The organism is Paenibacillus sp. FSL R10-2771, from assembly GCF_038000205.1.
GTDB classification, from domain to species: domain Bacteria; phylum Bacillota; class Bacilli; order Paenibacillales; family Paenibacillaceae; genus Paenibacillus_AQ; species Paenibacillus_AQ phytohabitans.
In genome coordinates, this window is the sequence record NZ_JBBOBM010000001.1 from 6,872,003 (window position 1) to 6,891,832 (window position 19,830).

The following is a 19,830-nucleotide window of genomic DNA, read 5'->3' on the forward strand; positions in this document are numbered from 1 at the left end:
TCTGGTTCATAATTATTGTATTCCTATACAAGCCTCATCATCGATTTACGGCCTTACTTTGCGAGTTTACGGGTTTTTCCTCAAGACTGCGAAGAAGGATGTCACAGCCCTGGAGATTTGCGGCTTTTGGCGCATGCTGTGTGAATACCTGTGCTTTACGCTATACTATTATCAAATCAATGAAATCACATGGCGGTATACCGTAAATAAGTTTCTATTTCAAAATACAGAAGGGATTGGACAGTTGCGGCTGAGGGCCGTCCTGCCAAGTATACTTATGACTGAAACTATTCTTACTCCATCCAAACAATGTGCCTATTGCCATCAGCTTAAGCCGCTCTCCGAATTCCGCAGACGTACAGGCAAGCGCTCCAAGGGTATCTCCCGGCGCGGAGCCTGCCGGGAATGCCGCAAGCTACGTGAAGCAGGGGCTGCGGCTGCGCCGCCGCGTGCAAGCGCGGCACCCGCACTGCCGGAGCGTCCGCCCGGCACAGGGACTGCCAAGCGGGATAAGACACTGGTCTCGATCTCTGCAGCGGGCTCCGGAGCTGCCAAACCGCCTGCTGCCTTGGGCCGTCAGCCTTCCTTGCCCGAACGTGCCAAGGAAGGCCGCGGCAGCGCGGGTACCTCCGGCCTCAAGGGCAAGTCCCGTCCGCGCAGTGCGGAAACGGGACGCACGATCCCCCAGCAGCGCGGACCGAAGCCCGATCCCCAGGATGCCTCTGCGCTCATCCCTTCAGGCAAGGGTATGATTCTGATGCGCGGGCACAGCGACAAAGGCCGGCGCTGGCATCAGGAGATTGATCTTGCGCTTGCGGTAACGCTTGTCCGGGAGCATGCCGCAGTTGTCGTGAACCGCCGTACAATCCGCCGCTTATACAGCAATAAGGATTTCCGCGCCTATATTCTGACCCGGGACCAGTATATCTGCTATTTCTGCGGCTTATACGGGGATACCATTGACCATCTGCTGCCCCGTGCCAAGGGCGGGCACACTACGCCGGACAACTGTGTCTGCGCCTGCAATTTATGTAATCAGACCAAGGCCGACCAGTATGTAGAGGAGTTCATGGGCCGTTAAGCAGGCTCATGATCCTGTACGCAAATCAAAAGGCGCCTCTTACCCCGGCGGCTGCCCAAGGGACACAGCCGCCCCGGCTCGCGGCGCTTCTTCATTCTTCTGTATACTGCTTAACCTGTAATGTTCTTGACCCGTCCTACCTGTCCGTCAGTCAGCCGCACTTTGATTCCGTGCGGATGGCGGGGCGAATTGGTCAGAATGTCTTTAACCGCGCCATGTGTGAGTTTGCCGGTCGCCTGATCCTGCTTCAGTACAATATCAACCTGAAGTCCGGGGCGGATATCCGCTCTAACTTGCCCGTTCATGTTCTTCTCCCCTTTCCGGAAATATCTTATATTCTTGTATTTAATCAATTCACTATGATCAATAAGGATGATGACAGCTATGGCCTTTGGCATTAACAGAGCAGAACTAGCCCGCTGGAAACAAGCGGTCTCCGCTGGTGAAATCGCGTTCCTTACGCATTACTGGCTGGACAAGCGTTTTCCTGACATCACCACAGTGACCAAGGTCGGGTGCAGTGATCTCCCCCGCCTGAGGGAGTGGTGCAGGAAGAACGGTCTTCCGCCGCAATATATTCATAACCGCCAGCCGTTTCCCCACTTCGACCTGATGGGACCGAAGCAGGAGGAAATCCTCCGGCGTGAGGGGCTGTGGGATCAGCTTGAACGGTTCCGTATGCTATAGCCCCGCAAAAATGGCTGACGTCCGAAAGCTCCCGCAGCTTATTTCTTGTTCCGTAAATCCTTCATAATCCGGCGGCCGGTTGGCGTCTGCGCCAGTCCGCCCCCCGCCGTCTCGCGGTGCTTCTCGGGCATGGCGGAGCCTACCTCCAGCATGACCTTGATCACTTCATCGGACGGTATCACACTGCGGACACCGGCCAGTGCCATATCGGCCGCAGCAAGTGCCGTGACGGCACCGAAGCCGTTACGGACAATACATGGAATCTCCACAAGTCCGCCTACCGGATCACAGATCAGCCCCAGTGTATTCTTCAGTGCCAGCCCTACGGCATGCACGGCTTGCGCCGGTGTGCCGCCGCGCATTTCAGTCAAGGCCCCTGCCGCCATCCCGATGGCTGAGCCGACCTCGGCCTGACAGCCGCCTTCCGCTCCCGATACAAAGGAATTGTTGGCAATAACATACCCGATGGCTCCAGCCGCGAACAGGCCGGTAACCATATAGTCATCATCCCAGCCGAAGCGCTCCTGACAGCTCAGGAACACCCCGGGAATGATTCCGCAGGAGCCTGCGGTCGGCGTAGCGATAATCCGCCCCATGGAAGCATTCACTTCCGAAACCGCAAGAGCATACGCCATGGCCTGGCCGGCAGGACCGCCAAGGCAAGGTTCATCCGCTGCATTGTAAGCAGCCACACGCTGGGCGTCAAGTCCTGTCAGGCCGCTGCGCGAGGTGGTGTCTTCATGCATGCCGCGGTGCACCGCTTCCTTCATTACGCCGTAATACTGGCTCATGGTAGCGAACTCCTGCTCCTTGGAACGTCCAGACTCCGCGCTCTGCTCCTCAAGCATCAGAGCGCCGATTCCCAGACCCCGCTCTTCACATAATACAGCCAGCTGGCTGAGTGTTTGAAAATTCATGATGTAATGTCCTTTCCTTTCTGCTCATGTGCCTGTTCATTCAAATCGACGACTTTCACGGACTTCACAGCCGGCAGCGCCCGCAAATTCCGCAGCAGCTCCGGTGTAGCGGCTTCATCCAGCTCCAGCACCGTCAAGGCTGCTCCGCTGCGGTTCTTGCGGTCCAGCGACATATGTCCAATATTGCACTGGCCCTGCCGCATTACATCCGTAACGCTGGCCAGTACGCCCAGATAGTCCATATGATTAATCAGCACGGTTGGATACATGCCGGTAAGCTTCACGCCAAATCCGTCAATATCAACAATTTCGATATTGCCGCCGCCGATCGAAATCCCGGTAAGCATCAGCTCTGTGCCGCTCTCGCTGCCGGTAAGCCGCAAGCGGACCGTATTGGGATGGGGGAACAAGCCCGTCCCCTGACCGAAGGAAACCTCCATTCCGGCTTCGGCAGCAAGCTCTATGGAATCCGGCAGCCGGTGGTCATCGGTCGTAAAGTCCAGCAGACCTCCGGCGATAGCCCGGTCTGTTCCATGTCCCTGATACGTGGCCGCAAAAGAACCGAAGAACGTGACTTCTGCCGTACGCGGCAATTCACCGAGCACCTGGCGTGCCGCTCTGCCGATCCGCGCCGCCCCCGCTGTATGCGAACTGGAAGGTCCGACCATCGCCGGACCGATAATTGAGAATACATCTTTAAACCGCATCGCTCAGGTCTCCCGCTATCAAAATTCGACATTGCACATAGAATAGTGCAAGTCATTTGTAAAGCTCCTATATATTATACTGCGTCCGGACAAAAGCTACACTATTACATTGTTTGTGACCTATCAGCTGTTCCGCGAGAACAGCACAAGGCCATCCCGCTCCTGCCAGCCGGTGCCTGACCAGAAGCTGCGGCCCAGAGCGTTATGCCCGATGACCATCAGATGGCATTTACTGATGCCTTCCTCCCGCAGTCTCTCCAGGCAGCGTGTGACCATCTCACGCCCAGCACCCTTACCCCGGCTGCTGCTGCTGACAGCCACATGATACATATATCCTCTGCGTCCGTCATGTCCGCACACCGCTGTACCCGCAAGTGTACCGTCCTCATCCACACACACCTGGCTGATTCCCGGATTACGCTCCAGATAACGGATAATTTCCCCGCGCGAGTCCGCTTCACTAAGACCCATCCCGTCCGTATTCTTCCATAATTGATAAGCTGCCTCGTAATCATCGGCTGTCATTGGTCTGTATAGCATTAGTTATTCTCTCCATTTCTAAGTTTTTAGTATGTAAAGTTAAGAGCGTCTTAAGGATCACCCAGAAGAGGACTGCGGCGCACGCTTTTCTGGGCGCATGCATACCAATATACGGAGAGCCAACAGGCAAGGAGGAGTATCACCCGATGAATCCCGTTTACCCCTATTACGGAGAAAAGACGGTATGCCGCGTGCAGCCTATCGCCTTCCCCCCACAGCATCAGGACCGCCAGCCGGGTCTGGAGAGTCTGATGAATCCGCGTCCGATCAGCGAGAGTCCCGAGGGCAGCAGCCGCAGGCTCAAAGGAAAGGTTGCCCTGATTACCGGCGGAGACAGCGGCATTGGAAGAGCAGCCGCCATCGCTTTTGCCAAAGAAGGGGCAGATATTGCCATCGCTTACTTGGACGAAGCTTCTGATGCCGCAGCTACGCAGCACCGGATAGAAGAGCTTGGACGCCGCTGCCTGCGGATTGAGACGGATCTGCGCTATAAAGAGTGCTGCTTCGAAGCGGTGGAGCACACCGTGCGGACCTTCGGCAAGCTCGACATTCTGGTGAATAACCACGCCGTCCAATATCCGCAGAAGAGCATTCTGGATATCACAGAGGAGCAGCTGTACCAGACCTACCGCACCAATATCTTCCCTTTCTTCTTCCTGACCCAGGCCGCACTCCCGCATCTGCACAAAGGAAGCTGCATTATTAACACCGCCTCCATTACCGCTTATCAGGGCAACAAGGAGCTCATTGACTATTCCTCCACCAAAGGCGCCGTTGTCTCGTTCACCCGCTCTCTGGCTCTTTCACTGGCGGACAGCGGCATCCGCGTCAACAGTGTAGCTCCCGGTCCGGTATGGACACCGCTGATTCCTTCCAGCTATTCCGCTGAAGAGGTCAGTGTATTCGGCACAGACACCCCGTTCAAGCGGGCGGCACAGCCCTATGAGCTGGCAGGAGCCTATGTCTATCTGGCCAGCCCTGATGCTTCCTATGTAACAGGCACCTGTATTCATGTTAACGGAAGGGACATGGTTACAAGCTGATTCATGCGCCGGATTCGTCCGGTCATTCCGGCCGTGCTCTTCACCCACCCCGAAAGGATGTTAAGCGATGACCACACATAAGGATTATGATCTGCCTTCTGTCCGCCTGACTGCGGGCATGTACGCACTGACCAAGCTGTCGGCCGCCGGACTGACCTTTATTCTCGTTTCCCTGTTTATGCTCGGCCATGGCTACGAAGGCGGAGTGCCGGATGGCTGGCCGGTATCGGTGCCGTATGCCATCTACGCTTACGGCTTACCGGCAGCGATACTTGCCGATGCCCTGCTGCGCATGTTCCGGTCCACTTCGCTCAGTCCGGCCCTGGTGTTATACGCCGTAGCCGGCTTTGGAGCCGGCCTGTGGCTGGCTTCTGAGCAAGGCGGCGATGCAATGACCAGCGGTCTTGCCGGACTTGTAGTGCTGCTGTTGTTCCGGTTCGCCCAGATTGCCGGCGAACGCTACCCGCTCCTGCTTCCCTTCTTCGCCTTGTTTATTCCGCTGCTCTGCCTGGTCTTGTTCTGATACAGTGCTTCCGCTGGCAGAGCTGTAACACTAATCCATTCAGGGCAGAGCAGTGCTACCCTTAGACTCGCACTGGCGCAGCAGAAGCGGCAGGATCACGGGTATGGTGTATAGATAATGAGCCGCAGCAGCTCCGGAGTTACGGTTCACAGCGCCTCAATAATATCCCCGGCGATCAAGGCCGCCGGGTTATCCCGTTTCCGGGCGGCCCGTTCTCCGGCCAGCCCATGGAGATAGACCCCAAAGGCTACCGCCTGTGCAGCATCCAGGCCCTGGGCCAGCAGGCCGGAGATGATTCCGGTCAGCACATCACCCGCACCGCCGGTTCCCATACCCGGATGACCCGTGATGTTCACATAAGCCTGTCCTTCGGGCGTTGCTATGACTGTATGGGCTCCCTTGAGCACCAGGATTACGCCGTGCGCTGCGGCATAAGACAGCGCCAGTCCGATCCGGTCACGCTGCACCCGGGCTGTAGAAGTCCCTGCCAGCCGGGCCATCTCCCCGGGATGCGGGGTCAGAATTACCGGATGGCGGCGGGTCCAGGACCCGTAATCGGCATCCGCCAGTATATTCAGCGCATCCGCATCGAGAATCAGGGGAGACTCCGTCTCCTCCCAAAGCCTGCGGAGCCAATCCGTATCTCCTTCGAACCGGCCAAGACCGGGGCCGACAGCTATACAATCGCGGCTTCCGCTTAGCTGCAGCACTTCAGCCGCCGTACCGGCATTCCATTCCCCGTCGCCGCCGGATACCGGGGCCAGCATCAGCTCAGGTGCGCAGCCGATCACATAGGGCAGCAGCTTATCCGGCAGCGCCCACGTCACCAGCCCGCAGCCGGCGCGCAGCGCAGCGCGGGCGCACAGCAGGCCGGCGCCGCTCATGCGCAGGCTTCCTGCTGCCAGCAGGACATGCCCGTAAGTGCCCTTGTGGCCTTCGGGCGAACGGCGGCGCGACACGTCGACCTGCAGACGTGTCCGCAGCACTTCCGGCGTCAGCAGGCTGACCGGGACGCCGCTCTCACGCGCCAGGGCAGCGGGGATGCCGATGGAGCGGACCACCACCTGCCCGGCTGCTCCGGCGCCGGGATACTGCAGCAGCCCGCGTTTGAGGAACGCGAGGCAGACGGTTACCGACGCATGAATGCAGGGCTCATGCGTCTCGCCCGTGTCCGCGTCCAGCCCGCTGGGGATGTCCGCGGATACAATAGGCCTGCCGCTGGCGTTCGCAGCGGCAATCAGCTCCGCATAGGCACCGCGCGGGGCGCCCGCGCTGCCTGTGCCGAGCAGCGCATCTACGATGCCGCTGCATGCGGCAAGGTCCACAGCATCCCTGCCGTAGACTGCGGCAGGGATGCCCATGGCTGCAGCGGCATCCCGCTGCAGCGCGGCTTCGCCGGCCAGCGACTCCGGCGCGGCCGCATACACCAGCGTGACGGCGATGCCGGCCTCACGCAGGTGCCTGGCGGCGGCGAGCCCGTCGCCGCCGTTGTTGCCTTTGCCGGCGAGGATGAGCCACTGCTCGCCGCCGGCAGCGGTAAGCGTCAGCGCCGGGTCGGCGCTGACAGAGAAGCCCGGCGGCTGGACCGCCGGCCCGCCGGCCGCATAGCTCCGCGTTCCTTCGCCTCCGCCGCCCACCGCGCCCGCTCCATAGCTCTGCGTTCCTCCTCTTCCACCGCCCGCGCTGCCCACGGATCCTGCCCCGTAGCATCGCCCCTCTGCATCCGTGCTCCCTATGCCGCCGCCCACGCCGGCCGCATAGCTCTGCGTTCCTTCGCTTTCACCACCGGCCAGGCCCGCTCCATAGCTCTGCGTTCCTCTGCCTCCGCCGCCCACCACGCCCGCTCCATAGCTCTGCCTTCCTCCGCCCACGCCGCCCACGGCTCCTGCACCGAAGCTTCGCTCCTCTGCGTCTGCACTCCCTGTGCCACCGCCCGCGCCTGCCCCCCGCCGCCGGCACAATACGATGACCTCCTCGGCAATCGCCCGCCCGGCGTTCTCCATCAGCGCAATTGCCGGAATTCCCAGCCGCTCAATCGTCTCGCGGTCGAATGCCCGCATCTCCTCCGCAGTTACCACATCCATAGCCAAGCCCCCCTTTAGTTGCTTCGATTGTACCCAGTACTATAGAATCAGGCAAATTGCAGACTTTGACACATCCTCATCCGGCTAAGGTGCCCGGAATGACAGCAAAAAGCCCTCCTGAGCGTTCAAGAGGACGGGCTTTAAGCTTACGAAGCCTGCATTCTAGGCCGCTTTATTTCCTGACAAGCTTAATCTGCATCTATTAATACCCCACTGTAAAACGGGTCTTGCTGAAATTGCCTTCCTCCAGCTCATCGATAACCGCTACCGCGAAATCCTGGATGCTGATGCTGCTCCGCCCGTTCTCGTCCACAATCAGCCGGTCCAGACCAATCCGGAACTGGCCGGTCCGGCGTCCGGCGATAATGGCAGCAGGCGGACTCAGGTACGTGTAATCCAGCTCTGACCCTCTGTAGATTTCATAGGCATTGGCGTGAGCCGACGCAAGCGGACGGAAGTTCTCCGGGAAATCAGCCGTGTCCATCAGCCACTCCCCCGTTTCCGTCTTCAGGCTGCCTGCCCCGCCGATAACGATCAGGCGCTGGAGCCCGGCGGCACGCATCCCTGTCAGCAGGGAATCCGCCGCCTGCAGCAGATCATTCTCATGCCCCGGCGCCGGTCCGAATGCGCTGATAACCTCTTCATGTCCGTGCAGAGCTGCCGTTACCGTGGCGGGGTCCAGCAGGTCGGCTGCAACAACCTTAAGCCGGTCATGCTGAATACTGAAGGCTTCCGGTTTGCGGACGGCAGCGGTAACCTCATGTTTTCTTTTTAACGCTTCTTCTACAATCGCACTTCCGATCTTACCCGATGCACCAAATACTACGATATCCATTCTCTTGTTGCCTCACTTTCGTATTTGTTTGCAGCCCTGATCCTCTTTTCATCATGAACGCCGCAGGAACATCCCCTGAGAATCCGGCAGGACCGGTGCGAATCCATATTGGGCATACAGCCTTGAGGCTTCCCCGTCAGCAATGAGACTAATATACGCCTTGTCCGGCACGGTATCCAGAAACCGGCGGATTTCCCGCATAATTATTTTCCCCAGACCCTGCCCCTGAAAGGAAGGCTTCACGGCAATATCGGTCACCTGAAAAAAACAGCCCCCGTCCCCGATTACCCGTCCCATTCCAGCCAATATATCTCCTTCATACAAGGTTACAGCAAACGCGGAGCGGGGCAGCCCGATTCCGGCTCCCTCCACACTCATGGGACTAAGCCCGGCTTCCAGCCGCAGGGCCAGGTATTGCTCCACTGTTGGCAGCTCATGCCGGATATCCGGCTGCAATGTCTTGTCCATACATTATCCCCTCTTGTCATGATTATCCGCCTGCACGCGGACACTCCTGTTAACCTGTTACCAATATATATGACTGCAAGGTTTCGAGGCAAGGCAGCGCCTATCTTATCCGGAAAAATGAAACGTCCCGCCTCCCCCCGGCGTACAATTACTCAGAAATACAAACGGTTCTGCATCTGTTGCCGGCACAGGGTTATTCTTAGCCCGTATCCTTGGGTAAACTGTGGAATAGGATCTTTATAAGACTACTTGGAAGGCTGGTGGAGTTATTATGTCTCCGATAGGGAAATTATTCAAATGGGGAACTTTCGCTTATGAGGCTTTTCTGGCACTGCCGTTCATCGGCGGGGCATTTGTCGTAGCCAATGCCTGGGTACCGCTGGGGGTTGCTTTTCTGCTCCATGCCGTAGCTGTAATTATTCTGCTGAGAGAACGCGGATCTATCATCGGTAACGCAGTTGGTATCGTCACCTCGGTGGTCGGTTTGATTCCTTTTGTCGGCTGGATTATGCATGCCATCACTGCCCTCATCCTGCTGGTGGAGGGAATCAGCGGATCACGGCGCAACACACGCTACTAAAGTAAAGCTTACACTAATGTCCCGGCATACAAAAGGGGTACCTCATTCAGTCATTTCCAGGCTTGTGAGATACCCCTTTTTTCTGTTCACGGAAATGTATGATCATTTATCAGTGCACTACAGATTGCTATCCTCGTCCCGCAGAACGGGAATCGGTCCGCCGGCTTCCGGTTTCTCCACTATAACGTGCATTTGCTGTGCTGTTCTCGAAACGTTTGCGCTCTGTGCGCTCCATCTGTACGATTTGACCTTCATGCACCACAATATGCAATGAGCCGAACTCCATATCGTCGAGAAGTTCCGTTATCCGCGCAAGCCATACCTCATCCACTTTCAGTGGTTTAGCCATTCTCCAGCCTCCCTTTCCCCGGACAGGGGAGTATCTCCGCCTAAATCCCGTTATTCCGTAATTACCACCTTGTATACTATGAATTAACTTAGCACGGACCCCAAGGACTGTCAATGAGCATTTTTACGTAAAAGCAGGCTCTTGACCATCATCGTCACTAGGGCCAGCAGGAGCAACAGGGAGGCAACGGCGAAGGATGCCGAAAATTGATATTCGTTGTACAGAATCTCGACATGAAGCGGCAGGGTATTCGTCTCTCCCCGGATATGCCCGGATACCACGGATACCGCGCCGAACTCCCCCATTGCCCGTGCATTACAGAGAATAATGCCGTACAGCAGACCCCACTTGATATTGGGCAGCGTCACGCGCCAGAAAATCTGCCAGCCGTGCGCACCTAGCGTAATGGCCGCTTCCTCCTCCTGTGTGCCCTGCTCCTCCATCAGCGGAATCAGCTCGCGCGCCACAAAAGGGAAGGTGATAAACAGCGTAGCCAGCACAATACCCGGCAAAGCAAAAACAATCTTGATATCGTGATTGCTCAGCCAAGGACCGAACCAGCCATGCGAGCCGAATACCAGAATAAAGATCAACCCGCCAATTACCGGCGATACGGCAAATGGCAGATCGATCAGCGTAATCAGAAAGCCCTTGCCGCGAAAACGGAACTTGGTCACTGCCCACGCCGCCGTTACACCAAAGATCGTATTCAGCGGAACGGTAATGGCCGCGACCAGCAGGGTCAGCTTCAGCGCCGAGGCGGCATCCGGATCGGTCAGCGCAGCCCAGTAGACATCCAGCCCCCGCTTCAGCGACTCCACCAGCACGATAATCAGCGGCAGGGCAATCAGCCAGAGCAATACAAGTCCGGCAAGGGAAATGAGCACCCATTTCACCGCTTTGGATTCAGTCGTCCGGGGGGACGACACGCTTTTTCGCGGTGCGGGGACATGTAAGGGAACCGTACCGGCCATTTTTATTCCTCCTAAAGTTTTGTTAGCTTAGGCATCCTGAATCTGCTTCGTACAAAACTAACTTCGGAAGCATTCGCTTAGGTTTTATGGAGCCTCCGCTCCTCGATAAACATCGCAATAAAACTCGCTTCGGAAGCATTCACTTAAGTTTTGTTAGCATAGGCATCTTGAATGGCCGCCGTTGTCCAGATTTCCTGAATCCTTAACGCGAGCTCTTCCGCGCCCAGTGCTGGAGGCTGTTGATGACCAGCAGCATCAGGAAGGAGATTAGCAGCAGCAGCAGCGCCACCGCTGTTGCTCCGGCATAATCGAACTGCTCCAGCTTGGACATGATGAGAAGCGGAGCAATCTCCGTACGCATTGGCATATTGCCGGAGATAAATACAACGGAGCCGTATTCGCCGATGCCCCGGGCAAAAGCCAGTGCAAAGCCCGTAAGCAGCGGCGGGAACAGCTCCGGCATAACGATCCGCACGAAGGTCCGCCAGCGTCCCGCTCCCAGTGTGGCCGATGCCTCTTCCATATCCCTGTCCAGATCCTCCAGCACGGGCTGAACCGTGCGGACCACAAAGGGAATGCCGATAAACATCAGCGCCAGCGTAATGCCAAGCGGCGTGAAGGCTACCCGGAGGCCCAGCGGCTCCAGCAGGGAGCCGATCCAGCCGTTCTGGGAATAAAGTGCTGTCAGTGACACACCCGCTACAGCTGTAGGGAGCGCGAACGGCAGATCGATCAGGGCGTCGAATAGCCTTTTGCCCGGAAATTCATAGCGTACCAGCACCCAGGCCAGCAGCAGCCCCAGAACAGCATCGATCAGGGCTGCAGCTGCCGCTGTACTCAGACTGACCCGATAGGAGGCCAGGACACGGGCATCCGTAGCCACATCCCAGAACTTAGCCCAGCTGAGTCCCGTCGAATTGAAGAGCAGCGCTGACAGCGGCAGCAGAACGACAAGACTCAGATACAATACGCTGAACCCCATCGTAATTCCGAAACCCGGCAGAAGCCTGCGCCGTGACACAGCCCCCGCAGCAGCTTTAGTGGTGACATTCATTTGCCCATTCATCCTTTCCTGCCTTCGGCTCGTTGGCCGATCAGCAACCGGGCGGGACCCCGCCTGCAAAATTCGCCTTACCTGTTCTGCTCAGCTCCATCCCGGAACTGGCTATCAGCTGCCCGGCACGTAGATTTTGTCGAAGATTCCGCCATCATTAAAGTGCTTCTCCTGGGTTTCCTTCCAGGTTCCGAATTTGTCCGCCAGTGTGAACAGCTTGATCTCAGGGAATTGGTCCTTGTACTGTTCCTTCACACTTTCCAGAGTCGGGCGGTAATAGTTCTCGGCGGCGATTTCCTGGCCTTCCTCGGTGTACAGGTATTTCAGATAAGCATCTGCGACCTCACGGGTGCCTCTCTTGTCGACAACTTTATCCACCACGGCTACCGGCGGCTCGGCCAGAATGCTCTCCGACGGATTTACAATCTCGAATTTATCCGGACCCAGCTCCTTGATCGACAGGTAGGCTTCATTCTCCCAGGCGATCAGCACGTCACCGATTCCGCGTTCCACGAAGGTAGTTGTAGAGCCGCGCGCCCCGGTGTCCAGTACGGGTACATTTTTGAACAGCTTCTGTACGAACTCCTGAGCCTTGGCTTCATCGTTATTATTCTGGTCAAGCGCATATCCCCAGGCTGCCAGGTAGTTCCAGCGCGCACCGCCGGAAGTCTTAGGGTTCGGAGTGATCACTTCTACATCGTCCTTGAGCAGATCCGGCCAGTCCTTGATGCCTTTCGGGTTGCCTTTACGCACAAGGAATACGATGGTGGAAGTATACGGGGAGCTGTTATGCTCATATTTACTCTGCCAGTCCGCGCCGATAAGACCCGTTTCCTGAAGAGCATCAATGTCATATCCGAGCGCCAGCGTAACTACATCTGCTTCCAGACCGTCGAGTACAGCCCGGCTCTGCTTGCCTGATCCGCCATGCGATTGCTTGATCGTAACCTTCTGGCCTGTCTCCTGCTCCCAGTAAGCGGCGAATGCCTTGTTATAATTCTCATATAGTTCACGTGTAGGGTCGTAGGACACATTCAGCAGCTCGACCGGATCTTTGGCTGGGGCCTTTGTTGCCTCCGGTGTAGCCGCCGTATTCGCAGCCGCCTCTGTTGCTGCCGGAGCTTCTGTTGCCGCGCCTGCACTGTTCCCTCCATTGTTGTTGCCGCAAGCAGTAAGCCCTGCCGTCAATAATAGTGTGAAACCGGCGATAAGCCCCTTCTTGATCCCTTTCTTCATCACAAACCACTCCCCCATAATGTTCTTGTAATTGCATTATCATTGTGAATTTCTTGTTGGTTGGATTTCCGTCAAAAAAAGACGCAGGAAAGCCCACTTGCGGCTGGTCAAACCGGTCCTATGGACGCGTATCTGCGAGCCTGAAGCAGGCGTTCCTCCGTCTGTACGGTAAGAACTTATTTGATTATTCCTACCCATTTAGTAGGTTATACAGACATAATACTGAATGCCCTGCGCGCTGTCAAACCTTTTTTTCAATTTGGATGAAAGATGGCTCTATTCCGCCCGGCGGCAGCAAGTGGCGGCCGTTCCTGTAAGACCCACTTGTTATTGATGTCTTAAAGTAATATTATTGCTACATCTTATAGGTCGAATTACTAGATATAAGTTGAATTACTAGAGATGAGTTCTGCCGGATTTCTGCAGCCTCTATTTGCCACAAATTGTCGGGGGAAACTATTATGGGAATGGATTTGGAGTATGTACCCGCACCGCAGGGACCACGCCTGCACAGGCGCATACTCAGGGAAATGGGAAGACGCAGCTTAGAAACGTACCGGTATGATACAGCATTATGGAGGATTGCACTCTGCGGTCCTTGGATTCTATGCATTCTGGCCTTTACTATAGCGGTTATGGGCATTCCTACAGGGCTTGGGAGCGCAGCGGATATTATACTGGCTGCCGGTGCGGGAACCCTTGTAATGGCGCTGGCCGGCAACCTGCTGGCTCTACTGCTCTCATTAACCGGACTGCGCATTCCGCGGCTGTTCACGGGCTCTTGGCTCAGTGCACTGAGCGCCGTGCTGCTTATTCTGTATTACGCCGATCTGGAGCTTGAGGCTGCAGCAGCCATCGCTGGTATCACAGCTGTGGCCGGGGGGCTGGGAGGTCTTGCAGCCGGTCTGCTGCGGACGCGGAGAACCCTCACCGGCGGGCTTCTGGCAGCGGTTCTTGTCCTGACCCCCTTGGCATTGGCCTATGGGACGGGAAGCAGCCCTGCTCCCTCCCCATCGGTTAAGACATTGGCTGCGGATGGAGAGGTTCTTCCTGCGGCGGCGGCTGATCCCGGACAGCCGGGGGACTATACGTTCCACAGCTTCACCTATGGGAGCGGCCAGGACCTGCACCGTACAGAGTATGGCGCGGATGCCGCGCTCCTCTCTGCTTCTGTGGATGCTACGGAATTCATCAAATCATGGCCTGCGCTGCGTACCTTATTCTGGGGATTCGATCCCGGAGCGCTTCCTCTGAATGCCCGGGTCTGGATGCCTGACGGTGACGGGCCTTATCCCCTCGTGCTTATGGTGCATGGCAACCATATGATGGAGGATTATTCCGAGGGCGGATACGCCTATCTCGGGGAACTGCTGGCCAGCCGGGGATTTATCGCCGTCTCGCTGGATGAGAACTTCCTGAATTATTCTGCGTGGTCCGGCATTCCGGATAATGACTTCCAGGTGCGGACCTGGATGATTCTGAAGCATCTGCAGCAGATCGCAAGCTTCGCGGAGCAATCCGGCACACCCTTCTATCAGAAGGTCGATTATGACCAGACTGCATTGCTGGGCCATAGCCGCGGCGGTCAGGCTGTAGCCATGGCTGCGGATGCCTCGCGCTGGTTCACCGGTGATCCGGCACTGGCGGCAACGAAGCAGTTCAACATCACTTCCGTTATTGCGCTGGCTCCTACGGATAAAGCCATTGACAGCAAACAGGCCAGTCTGGTGGATGTGAACTATCTGACGCTGCAGGGCGCCCGTGACGGCGATGTGCATGACTTCTACGGGGACCGGCAGTATATGCGTGCTTCCTACACCGGCAGCACTCCGGCTTTCAAAAGCTCGCTCTACATTGCCGATGCCAATCACAGCCAGTTCAACACAGACTGGGGGCTGTTTGACCAGGCACTGCCGACGGGGCTGTTCCTGAAACGTACAGATATAATGGATGGTGGTGACCAGCGGCAGATTGCCAAGATCTATGTCTCTGCATTTCTGGAGACTACGCTGCACGGGAAGAAGGAATATCAGCAATTGTTCCGTGATTACCGCAGCGGTGCGCAGTGGCTGCCGGATACCGCCTATTATAACCGGTTCCAGAGCGGGACTTACCTTACGGTAGCGAACTACGAGGAAGACCGCAAAAGAAATACGGTGAAGGGCGGCACTGCCACTGCTGAAGGCCTCACCTGGAGCGAAGAAGCAGCCAAGGACCGCGAGTCCAAGAATAAACCTTCATACGGTATTCTGCTGGAGCGCGGCAGCACCGCTCAGAACCAGGCTGGAGCTGGTGATGCGGATGCTGGTGCGGATGCGGTTGAAGCCTCCTACAAGATTAAGCTTAGTGAATCACTCACCCGTAATCTTGCCGCTTCCGCCGCAGAGGGCTTAGCCTTCTCCTTGGCTAACCTTAATTCCGACGCTGATGACGCAGAGGATGCGGCTGCACCCTCTGCGGGCGCTCTCTCCCCCGATGTGGAGGTGGAGCTGACCGACAGCAATGAGGTCACGGCACGGCTGCCCCTGGATGAGGTAATGGAGATTCTGCCATTGCCCCAGACCGAATTCACGATCAGCCCATGGCTGGAGGAGCGGATCAGCGACGGCAAGTTCGGCGACCGCTCGGAAGCCGTCTTCCAGACCTATGAGCTGCCCTTTGAGCTGTTCCTTGAAGAAGAGCCAGCGCTTGATCCGGACAAGCTGACCGAAATCACCTTCTACCTGCAAGGGGAAGATGACAAGATTATGCTGGATGACATCGGCTTCTATGAGCGGGATGACCAGCTGGGGATGCAGTAAAGAGCATGCTCAGATGATAAAATTACTGTTCCGTGTGACTTGTGCCACAAGGGTATATAATGAGCCCAAACGAAGAACGTCCCAGACTGCCAGCGGGCAGAGGGACGTTCTTTTGGCGTGAACCCGGAAAAGGCAAATCCTTATTCTTATTCTTAAGCCCACTTTCTATAGATAAGTCCATTGGCTTAAATGTTGTATGAATTACAACTTAGATCTACAGATGGCGGCGTAATCCGCTCTATCAAACAGCCACTACACAGACCGGAGACGGAATCTCCAGTTCATTACCTGTAGGAATCAGCCGGCCGCTCTCACTGTCGATCCTGAAGGATACGATATTGCCGCTGTTCTGGTTAGCAGCGAGCAGCATGCCGCTGATAATGGCGAAATTCCGCGGTGTCCGGCCGCCGGAGATGACCCAATCCTCCGCTTCCAGCAGACCTGTCGCATTATCAATATGGAACAGGGCGATGCTGTCATGTCCCCGGTTCGATACGTACAGGTATCTTCCGCATGGGGAGACGTGAATATCCGCCGCTGTATCATCACTTCCGGCCGTGTAATGCTCAGGAAGCGAGCTGACATTCTGCAGGATCTTGAGGTTGCCCTGCTGCTCGTCATCCGCAAATACGGTAACCGTATTATTCAATTCATTCACCAGATAGATCCATTGCCGTGAAGGATGTACAGCCAGATGACGCGGCCCCGAGCCCGGCGGCAGATCCACTTCGCGGTGGGTGACCAGCTTGCCCTCCTCCACGCGGTAGAACACAATCTGATCCAGTCCGAGATCGCAGACCAGCACATGATCCCCGGTTTTATCGGGAATAACGGAATGCGGATGAGGCGCATCCTGACGGTCTGCACGGATTCCTGAACCTTCATGCTTAACCTGGGAGGACATGTCCTGCAGCGAGCCGTCACTGTTCAGCGGGAATACATTCACATTTCCTCCCGTATAATTAGATACGAATATGTAATCTCCTTGCGGAGCCACGGAAACATAACACGGCGCACCGCCTCCGGTAGCTCTGCTGCCCAGCGGGCGCAGCGCTTTGCTGCCGGATTCAATGGCGTAGGCGTGCACCTGGCCTTCATCCTGTTCACTTACCGCATATAATACGGTTCCCGCTGCATTTACAGCCAGATAGGAGGGATTCTCAATTCCGCGGGTGCCGCCCATAATTCTCATTTCGCCCGTTTCCTTATCCAGCGCCCCCAACAGGATGGCTTCTTCCTTCTCACTACTATAGGTTCCGATATAGAACAACACTTCATTAGGCTGGTGCATGGCAACGGCTCCTTTATTGTATAGTGTACAAATATATAACCTGCACAGCGGTGTTTTCACTCAGCTGATCTCCGCAAAATTTACTATAACATGTTTATGTACCCAAGACATTACCAGGCTTAAACAGCATAAATATGGATACAATAGAATACTAATTCTAAGTGTGCAAGCAATATTTGACACTTGGTTTAAACGTCTTGCAGAAGGTTAATAGTAACCATCGAAGATAACAAACACAAAGGAGCTGAAGAATAATGAGTTTATTATGGATGTTGATTGTTGGTGGCGTGATTGGTTGGCTGGCTGGCCTGATTATGGGCAGAGATATTCCGGGTGGCATTATCGGCAACATTATCGCCGGTATTCTGGGTTCATGGCTCGGCGGCATGCTGCTGGGAAGCTGGGGACCTAAGATCAGCGACTACTATGTCTTCCCTTCATTGATTGGTGCCGTAGTTCTGATCTTCATCGTCAGCCTGATCCTGCGTTCGGTTGGCGGACGTAGCCGTTCTTAAGCCCTATGGCAGCATTCATAGCTGAAGCTGCTGAAATACACTTATCAAGCAAACCCGCCAGGGTTAACCCTGGCGGGTTTGCTGTGTGGGCCATCCAGGGGCCGCCTTCACCACGGCCGGTGATCCATTCTGAATTGGATCTTTTTTCTGCTATAATGAAGAAATAAGTGACCCAAATCACAGAGAGGAAAGTGAATCATGGGCAATATCAACCCCTCACTTCTGCATGTGGGCTCCACGCTGGGAGCCGTGTTCATGGCGCTGATGGTTATTTTTATCCGCCTGAAGGCTAGTGCCCGTCCGGTAACCGTCCGCAAAATATGGATTCCGCCGCTTGGCATGTCCACCGGATTCGCCATGTTTGTAGTCCCGGAAGTCAGATTTCCCTGGTGGTGGGCTGTTGCAGCTTTCCTGGTCGGCTGGTTTATCTTCGCCTATCCGCTAATGCGCAGCACCCGGTTCGAGGAACGGGAAGGACAGATTTATGCCCAGCGCTCCAAGAGCTTCGCCTTCATTCTGCTTGGACTGCTGCTGATCCGCACCCTTCTCCATGAGTTTATCAATCAATATGTATCCGTCCCGCAATCCGGCGGATTATTCTTTATTCTGGCCTTTGGCATGATTCTCCACTGGAGAGTGTTCATGTATAAGCACTACACCCGGATGCTGCCTGCAGAGGCCCAAATACCACAGACCAGAGGGTAAGCAGGATACATACATCCTGGACAGCAGGGTGGAAACGGCTTTGCCGTCTTGTTCAAAGAGCGGCCACGTTTCAGCGGGAAGTATAAGGATGATTCGTGGAATGACACTTATACATCCTTATATTCACAAACAGGGGGTGTCCCAAACAGCCATGATCATGACTGCTTGGGACATCCCCTTTCATATTTAATAGGCGCCGGGCTTTCTGCATGGTTCTTAACAGCCCGGATCACATAATAATTATAGCAGTGAAGCAGTATAAGGCTAGACCGCCATATTTCTAACCTCCGATGTCAATTGTGTCGAAAAACGGGCAGGCGACGCATGACTTTTTCAACTTCATGTCAGGTAACTTCCGATAAGATCAGTTAGAATAAAAGCATACTTCTAGAGAGTGGGGACAAGGCAATTGAAAAGTAAATCGAGAAAAGTGGCAATCGTCGGCTCTGGTATGGTAGGTTCCAGCTGCGCCTACTCCATGGTTAATCAGGCCATCTGCGATGAGATCATGATGATCGACCGCACCTACGACCGTGCCATGGCACAAGCGCTTGACCTCTCGCACTGCATGGATTTCACCGGAACACGTACTAAGGTGTACGCAGGCACCTCCAGCGATTGCGCCGGGATGGATGTCGTCATTCTGACGGCAGGCGCCAATCCCAAACCAGGGCAGACCCGGCTGGATGTGCTGGATGCCGCCGCTGTTATTACCAGGGAGATTGTTACCGAAATTATGGCTGGAGGTTTCGACGGTATCTTTGTCGTAGCCGCGAACCCCGTTGATATTGTCACCTATATGGTATGGAAAATATCCGGCCTGCCGCGGCACCGGATCATCGGCACCGGTACCTCGATTGATTCTTCCCGCCTGAAGACGCTGCTGTCCGAGGTATTCACCATCGATCCGCGCAGCGTCAACGGATACGCACTCGGCGAGCACGGGGAATCCCAGTTCGTGGCCTGGTCTCATGTAACGATCGGCGGCAAGCCGCTTCTGCAGATCATGGAACAGCACCGCGAGCGTTTCAGCAGCCTGGACCTTGAGGATATCGCCCGCAAGACGAAGGATGCCGGCTGGGAGATCTTCACCCGCAAAGGCTCCACGCATTTCGGGATCGGCAGTGCACTGGCCTACATCACGCGCTCCATTCTGAATGATGAGCACAAAATCATCGCCGTTTCGGCGATTCTGGACGGCGAGTACGGGCAAAGTGGCGTCTGCGCAGGTGCACCGGCCATTATTGGCAGCGGCGGTATCCAGGAACTGCTGGAGCTGAACCTCAGCGATGCTGAAATGGCGAAATTCGCAGCCTCATGCAGCATTATCCGCGGCGGAATTGAGAGTCTGCAGCTGGAAGAAAAGCTGTAAGCCTGACCTTGCGTCTGCGGATTGATTCATTAAACAGCAAACACCCTTCTGCTTCACACACGGTAACC

The 19,830-nt window shown here is 55.8% G+C and carries 21 protein-coding genes; 9 read left to right on the plus strand and 12 right to left on the minus strand.

The window, feature by feature from the left end; genetic code table 11:
• Window positions 1–277 precede the first annotated feature (277 nt).
• Window positions 278–1,081, plus strand: coding sequence for an HNH endonuclease (locus NSU14_RS29600; protein WP_340948187.1), 804 nt, complete (start codon window positions 278–280; stop codon window positions 1,079–1,081).
• A gap of 110 nt (window positions 1,082–1,191) precedes the next feature.
• On the opposite strand, the gene NSU14_RS29605 is transcribed toward NSU14_RS29600, so the two are convergent.
• Window positions 1,192–1,386, minus strand: coding sequence for a YwbE family protein (locus NSU14_RS29605; RefSeq protein WP_042133109.1), 195 nt, complete (start codon window positions 1,384–1,386; stop codon window positions 1,192–1,194).
• 79 nt (window positions 1,387–1,465) lie between these two features.
• On the opposite strand from NSU14_RS29605, the gene NSU14_RS29610 reads away from it, so the two are divergent.
• The gene (locus tag NSU14_RS29610) at window positions 1,466–1,768 is read left to right on the plus strand and encodes a hypothetical protein (protein WP_039310552.1); all 303 of its coding nucleotides are present in this window, start codon (window positions 1,466–1,468) and stop codon (window positions 1,766–1,768) included.
• A gap of 38 nt (window positions 1,769–1,806) precedes the next feature.
• On the opposite strand, the gene sdaAA is transcribed toward NSU14_RS29610, so the two are convergent.
• The 3 genes from sdaAA to NSU14_RS29625 all read right to left on the minus strand — a co-directional run bounded on the left by sdaAA (window position 1,807) and on the right by NSU14_RS29625 (window position 3,917).
• Window positions 1,807–2,685, minus strand: coding sequence for an L-serine ammonia-lyase, iron-sulfur-dependent, subunit alpha (gene sdaAA, locus NSU14_RS29615; RefSeq protein WP_042133107.1), 879 nt, complete (start codon window positions 2,683–2,685; stop codon window positions 1,807–1,809).
• The gene (gene sdaAB / locus NSU14_RS29620) at window positions 2,682–3,392 is read right to left on the minus strand and encodes an L-serine ammonia-lyase, iron-sulfur-dependent subunit beta (protein ID WP_042133105.1); all 711 of its coding nucleotides are present in this window, start codon (window positions 3,390–3,392) and stop codon (window positions 2,682–2,684) included. Before sdaAB ends, sdaAA begins: the two co-directional genes overlap by 4 nt.
• Before the next feature lie 123 nt (window positions 3,393–3,515).
• Window positions 3,516–3,917, minus strand: coding sequence for a GNAT family N-acetyltransferase (locus NSU14_RS29625; RefSeq protein ID WP_340948189.1), 402 nt, complete (start codon window positions 3,915–3,917; stop codon window positions 3,516–3,518).
• Between the two features lie 161 nt (window positions 3,918–4,078).
• Here NSU14_RS29625 and NSU14_RS29630 point away from each other — a divergent pair, with 161 nt between their 5' ends.
• Both NSU14_RS29630 and NSU14_RS29635 read left to right on the plus strand, forming a co-directional pair.
• The gene (locus NSU14_RS29630) at window positions 4,079–4,975 is read left to right on the plus strand and encodes an SDR family oxidoreductase (RefSeq protein WP_340948190.1); all 897 of its coding nucleotides are present in this window, start codon (window positions 4,079–4,081) and stop codon (window positions 4,973–4,975) included.
• Between the two features lie 67 nt (window positions 4,976–5,042).
• The gene (locus NSU14_RS29635; protein ID WP_039310540.1) at window positions 5,043–5,498 is read left to right on the plus strand and encodes a hypothetical protein; all 456 of its coding nucleotides are present in this window, start codon (window positions 5,043–5,045) and stop codon (window positions 5,496–5,498) included.
• Between the two features lie 146 nt (window positions 5,499–5,644).
• On the opposite strand, the gene NSU14_RS29640 is transcribed toward NSU14_RS29635, so the two are convergent.
• The 3 genes from NSU14_RS29640 to NSU14_RS29650 all read right to left on the minus strand — a co-directional run bounded on the left by NSU14_RS29640 (window position 5,645) and on the right by NSU14_RS29650 (window position 8,885).
• Entirely contained in the window at window positions 5,645–7,582 is a 1,938-nt protein-coding gene (locus NSU14_RS29640; RefSeq protein WP_340948191.1) for an NAD(P)H-hydrate dehydratase, read from the minus strand.
• A 202-nt stretch (window positions 7,583–7,784) separates the two neighbouring features.
• A complete protein-coding gene (locus NSU14_RS29645) occupies window positions 7,785–8,417 on the minus strand; it encodes an NAD(P)-dependent oxidoreductase (protein ID WP_039299589.1) in 633 nt (210 codons plus the stop codon).
• A gap of 51 nt (window positions 8,418–8,468) precedes the next feature.
• Window positions 8,469–8,885, minus strand: a complete 417-nt coding sequence (locus tag NSU14_RS29650; protein ID WP_042133096.1) for a GNAT family N-acetyltransferase — start codon at window positions 8,883–8,885, stop codon at window positions 8,469–8,471.
• Between the two features lie 271 nt (window positions 8,886–9,156).
• Here NSU14_RS29650 and NSU14_RS29655 point away from each other — a divergent pair, with 271 nt between their 5' ends.
• The gene (locus tag NSU14_RS29655; RefSeq protein ID WP_042232103.1) at window positions 9,157–9,465 is read left to right on the plus strand and encodes a hypothetical protein; all 309 of its coding nucleotides are present in this window, start codon (window positions 9,157–9,159) and stop codon (window positions 9,463–9,465) included.
• 127 nt (window positions 9,466–9,592) lie between these two features.
• On the opposite strand, the gene NSU14_RS29660 is transcribed toward NSU14_RS29655, so the two are convergent.
• From NSU14_RS29660 to NSU14_RS29675, 4 genes are all read right to left on the minus strand, one after another.
• Window positions 9,593–9,814, minus strand: a complete 222-nt coding sequence (locus tag NSU14_RS29660) for a YezD family protein (RefSeq protein ID WP_039299580.1) — start codon at window positions 9,812–9,814, stop codon at window positions 9,593–9,595.
• Window positions 9,815–9,924: 110 nt separating this feature from the next.
• Entirely contained in the window at window positions 9,925–10,788 is an 864-nt protein-coding gene (gene cysW / locus NSU14_RS29665) for a sulfate ABC transporter permease subunit CysW (RefSeq protein ID WP_076243560.1), read from the minus strand.
• A gap of 202 nt (window positions 10,789–10,990) precedes the next feature.
• A complete protein-coding gene (cysT, locus tag NSU14_RS29670) occupies window positions 10,991–11,842 on the minus strand; it encodes a sulfate ABC transporter permease subunit CysT (RefSeq protein WP_336101227.1) in 852 nt (283 codons plus the stop codon).
• A gap of 114 nt (window positions 11,843–11,956) precedes the next feature.
• On the minus strand, window positions 11,957–13,078 hold the full coding sequence (locus NSU14_RS29675) for a sulfate ABC transporter substrate-binding protein (protein ID WP_042133087.1): 1,122 nt from the start codon (window positions 13,076–13,078) through the stop codon (window positions 11,957–11,959).
• Between the two features lie 461 nt (window positions 13,079–13,539).
• Between NSU14_RS29675 and NSU14_RS29680 the strand changes: the two genes are divergently transcribed.
• Window positions 13,540–15,879, plus strand: a complete 2,340-nt coding sequence (locus NSU14_RS29680; protein ID WP_340948195.1) for a poly(ethylene terephthalate) hydrolase family protein — start codon at window positions 13,540–13,542, stop codon at window positions 15,877–15,879.
• Between the two features lie 241 nt (window positions 15,880–16,120).
• On the opposite strand, the gene NSU14_RS29685 is transcribed toward NSU14_RS29680, so the two are convergent.
• A complete protein-coding gene (locus NSU14_RS29685; protein ID WP_076243556.1) occupies window positions 16,121–17,170 on the minus strand; it encodes a lactonase family protein in 1,050 nt (349 codons plus the stop codon).
• 254 nt (window positions 17,171–17,424) lie between these two features.
• Between NSU14_RS29685 and NSU14_RS29690 the strand changes: the two genes are divergently transcribed.
• From NSU14_RS29690 to NSU14_RS29700, 3 genes are all read left to right on the plus strand, one after another.
• Window positions 17,425–17,685, plus strand: coding sequence for a GlsB/YeaQ/YmgE family stress response membrane protein (locus NSU14_RS29690; RefSeq protein WP_036732764.1), 261 nt, complete (start codon window positions 17,425–17,427; stop codon window positions 17,683–17,685).
• Window positions 17,686–17,883: 198 nt separating this feature from the next.
• Complete coding sequence (locus NSU14_RS29695) at window positions 17,884–18,390, plus strand: CcdC family protein (protein WP_042133080.1); 507 nt, start codon at window positions 17,884–17,886, stop codon at window positions 18,388–18,390.
• A 409-nt stretch (window positions 18,391–18,799) separates the two neighbouring features.
• Complete coding sequence (locus NSU14_RS29700) at window positions 18,800–19,762, plus strand: L-lactate dehydrogenase (RefSeq protein ID WP_042133078.1); 963 nt, start codon at window positions 18,800–18,802, stop codon at window positions 19,760–19,762.
• Window positions 19,763–19,830: the final 68 nt, after the last annotated feature.

Excerpts from the sequence above, each read along its gene's own strand:
- NSU14_RS29600 (WP_340948187.1), top strand. The coding sequence starts at position 278 with ATGACTGAAACTATTCTTACTCCATCCAAACAATGTGCCTATTGCCAT.
- NSU14_RS29605 (WP_042133109.1), bottom strand. The coding sequence starts at position 1,386 with ATGAACGGGCAAGTTAGAGCGGATATCCGCCCCGGACTTCAGGTTGAT.
- NSU14_RS29610 (WP_039310552.1), top strand. The coding sequence starts at position 1,466 with ATGGCCTTTGGCATTAACAGAGCAGAACTAGCCCGCTGGAAACAAGCG.
- sdaAA (WP_042133107.1), bottom strand. The coding sequence starts at position 2,685 with ATGAATTTTCAAACACTCAGCCAGCTGGCTGTATTATGTGAAGAGCGG.
- sdaAB (WP_042133105.1), bottom strand. The coding sequence starts at position 3,392 with ATGCGGTTTAAAGATGTATTCTCAATTATCGGTCCGGCGATGGTCGGA.
- NSU14_RS29625 (WP_340948189.1), bottom strand. The coding sequence starts at position 3,917 with ATGACAGCCGATGATTACGAGGCAGCTTATCAATTATGGAAGAATACG.
- NSU14_RS29630 (WP_340948190.1), top strand. The coding sequence starts at position 4,079 with ATGAATCCCGTTTACCCCTATTACGGAGAAAAGACGGTATGCCGCGTG.
- NSU14_RS29635 (WP_039310540.1), top strand. The coding sequence starts at position 5,043 with ATGACCACACATAAGGATTATGATCTGCCTTCTGTCCGCCTGACTGCG.
- NSU14_RS29640 (WP_340948191.1), bottom strand. The coding sequence starts at position 7,582 with ATGGATGTGGTAACTGCGGAGGAGATGCGGGCATTCGACCGCGAGACG.
- NSU14_RS29645 (WP_039299589.1), bottom strand. The coding sequence starts at position 8,417 with ATGGATATCGTAGTATTTGGTGCATCGGGTAAGATCGGAAGTGCGATT.
- NSU14_RS29650 (WP_042133096.1), bottom strand. The coding sequence starts at position 8,885 with ATGGACAAGACATTGCAGCCGGATATCCGGCATGAGCTGCCAACAGTG.
- NSU14_RS29655 (WP_042232103.1), top strand. The coding sequence starts at position 9,157 with ATGTCTCCGATAGGGAAATTATTCAAATGGGGAACTTTCGCTTATGAG.
- NSU14_RS29660 (WP_039299580.1), bottom strand. The coding sequence starts at position 9,814 with ATGGCTAAACCACTGAAAGTGGATGAGGTATGGCTTGCGCGGATAACG.
- cysW (WP_076243560.1), bottom strand. The coding sequence starts at position 10,788 with ATGGCCGGTACGGTTCCCTTACATGTCCCCGCACCGCGAAAAAGCGTG.
- cysT (WP_336101227.1), bottom strand. The coding sequence starts at position 11,842 with ATGAATGTCACCACTAAAGCTGCTGCGGGGGCTGTGTCACGGCGCAGG.
- NSU14_RS29675 (WP_042133087.1), bottom strand. The coding sequence starts at position 13,078 with ATGAAGAAAGGGATCAAGAAGGGGCTTATCGCCGGTTTCACACTATTA.
- NSU14_RS29680 (WP_340948195.1), top strand. The coding sequence starts at position 13,540 with ATGGGAATGGATTTGGAGTATGTACCCGCACCGCAGGGACCACGCCTG.
- NSU14_RS29685 (WP_076243556.1), bottom strand. The coding sequence starts at position 17,170 with ATGCACCAGCCTAATGAAGTGTTGTTCTATATCGGAACCTATAGTAGT.
- NSU14_RS29690 (WP_036732764.1), top strand. The coding sequence starts at position 17,425 with ATGAGTTTATTATGGATGTTGATTGTTGGTGGCGTGATTGGTTGGCTG.
- NSU14_RS29695 (WP_042133080.1), top strand. The coding sequence starts at position 17,884 with ATGGGCAATATCAACCCCTCACTTCTGCATGTGGGCTCCACGCTGGGA.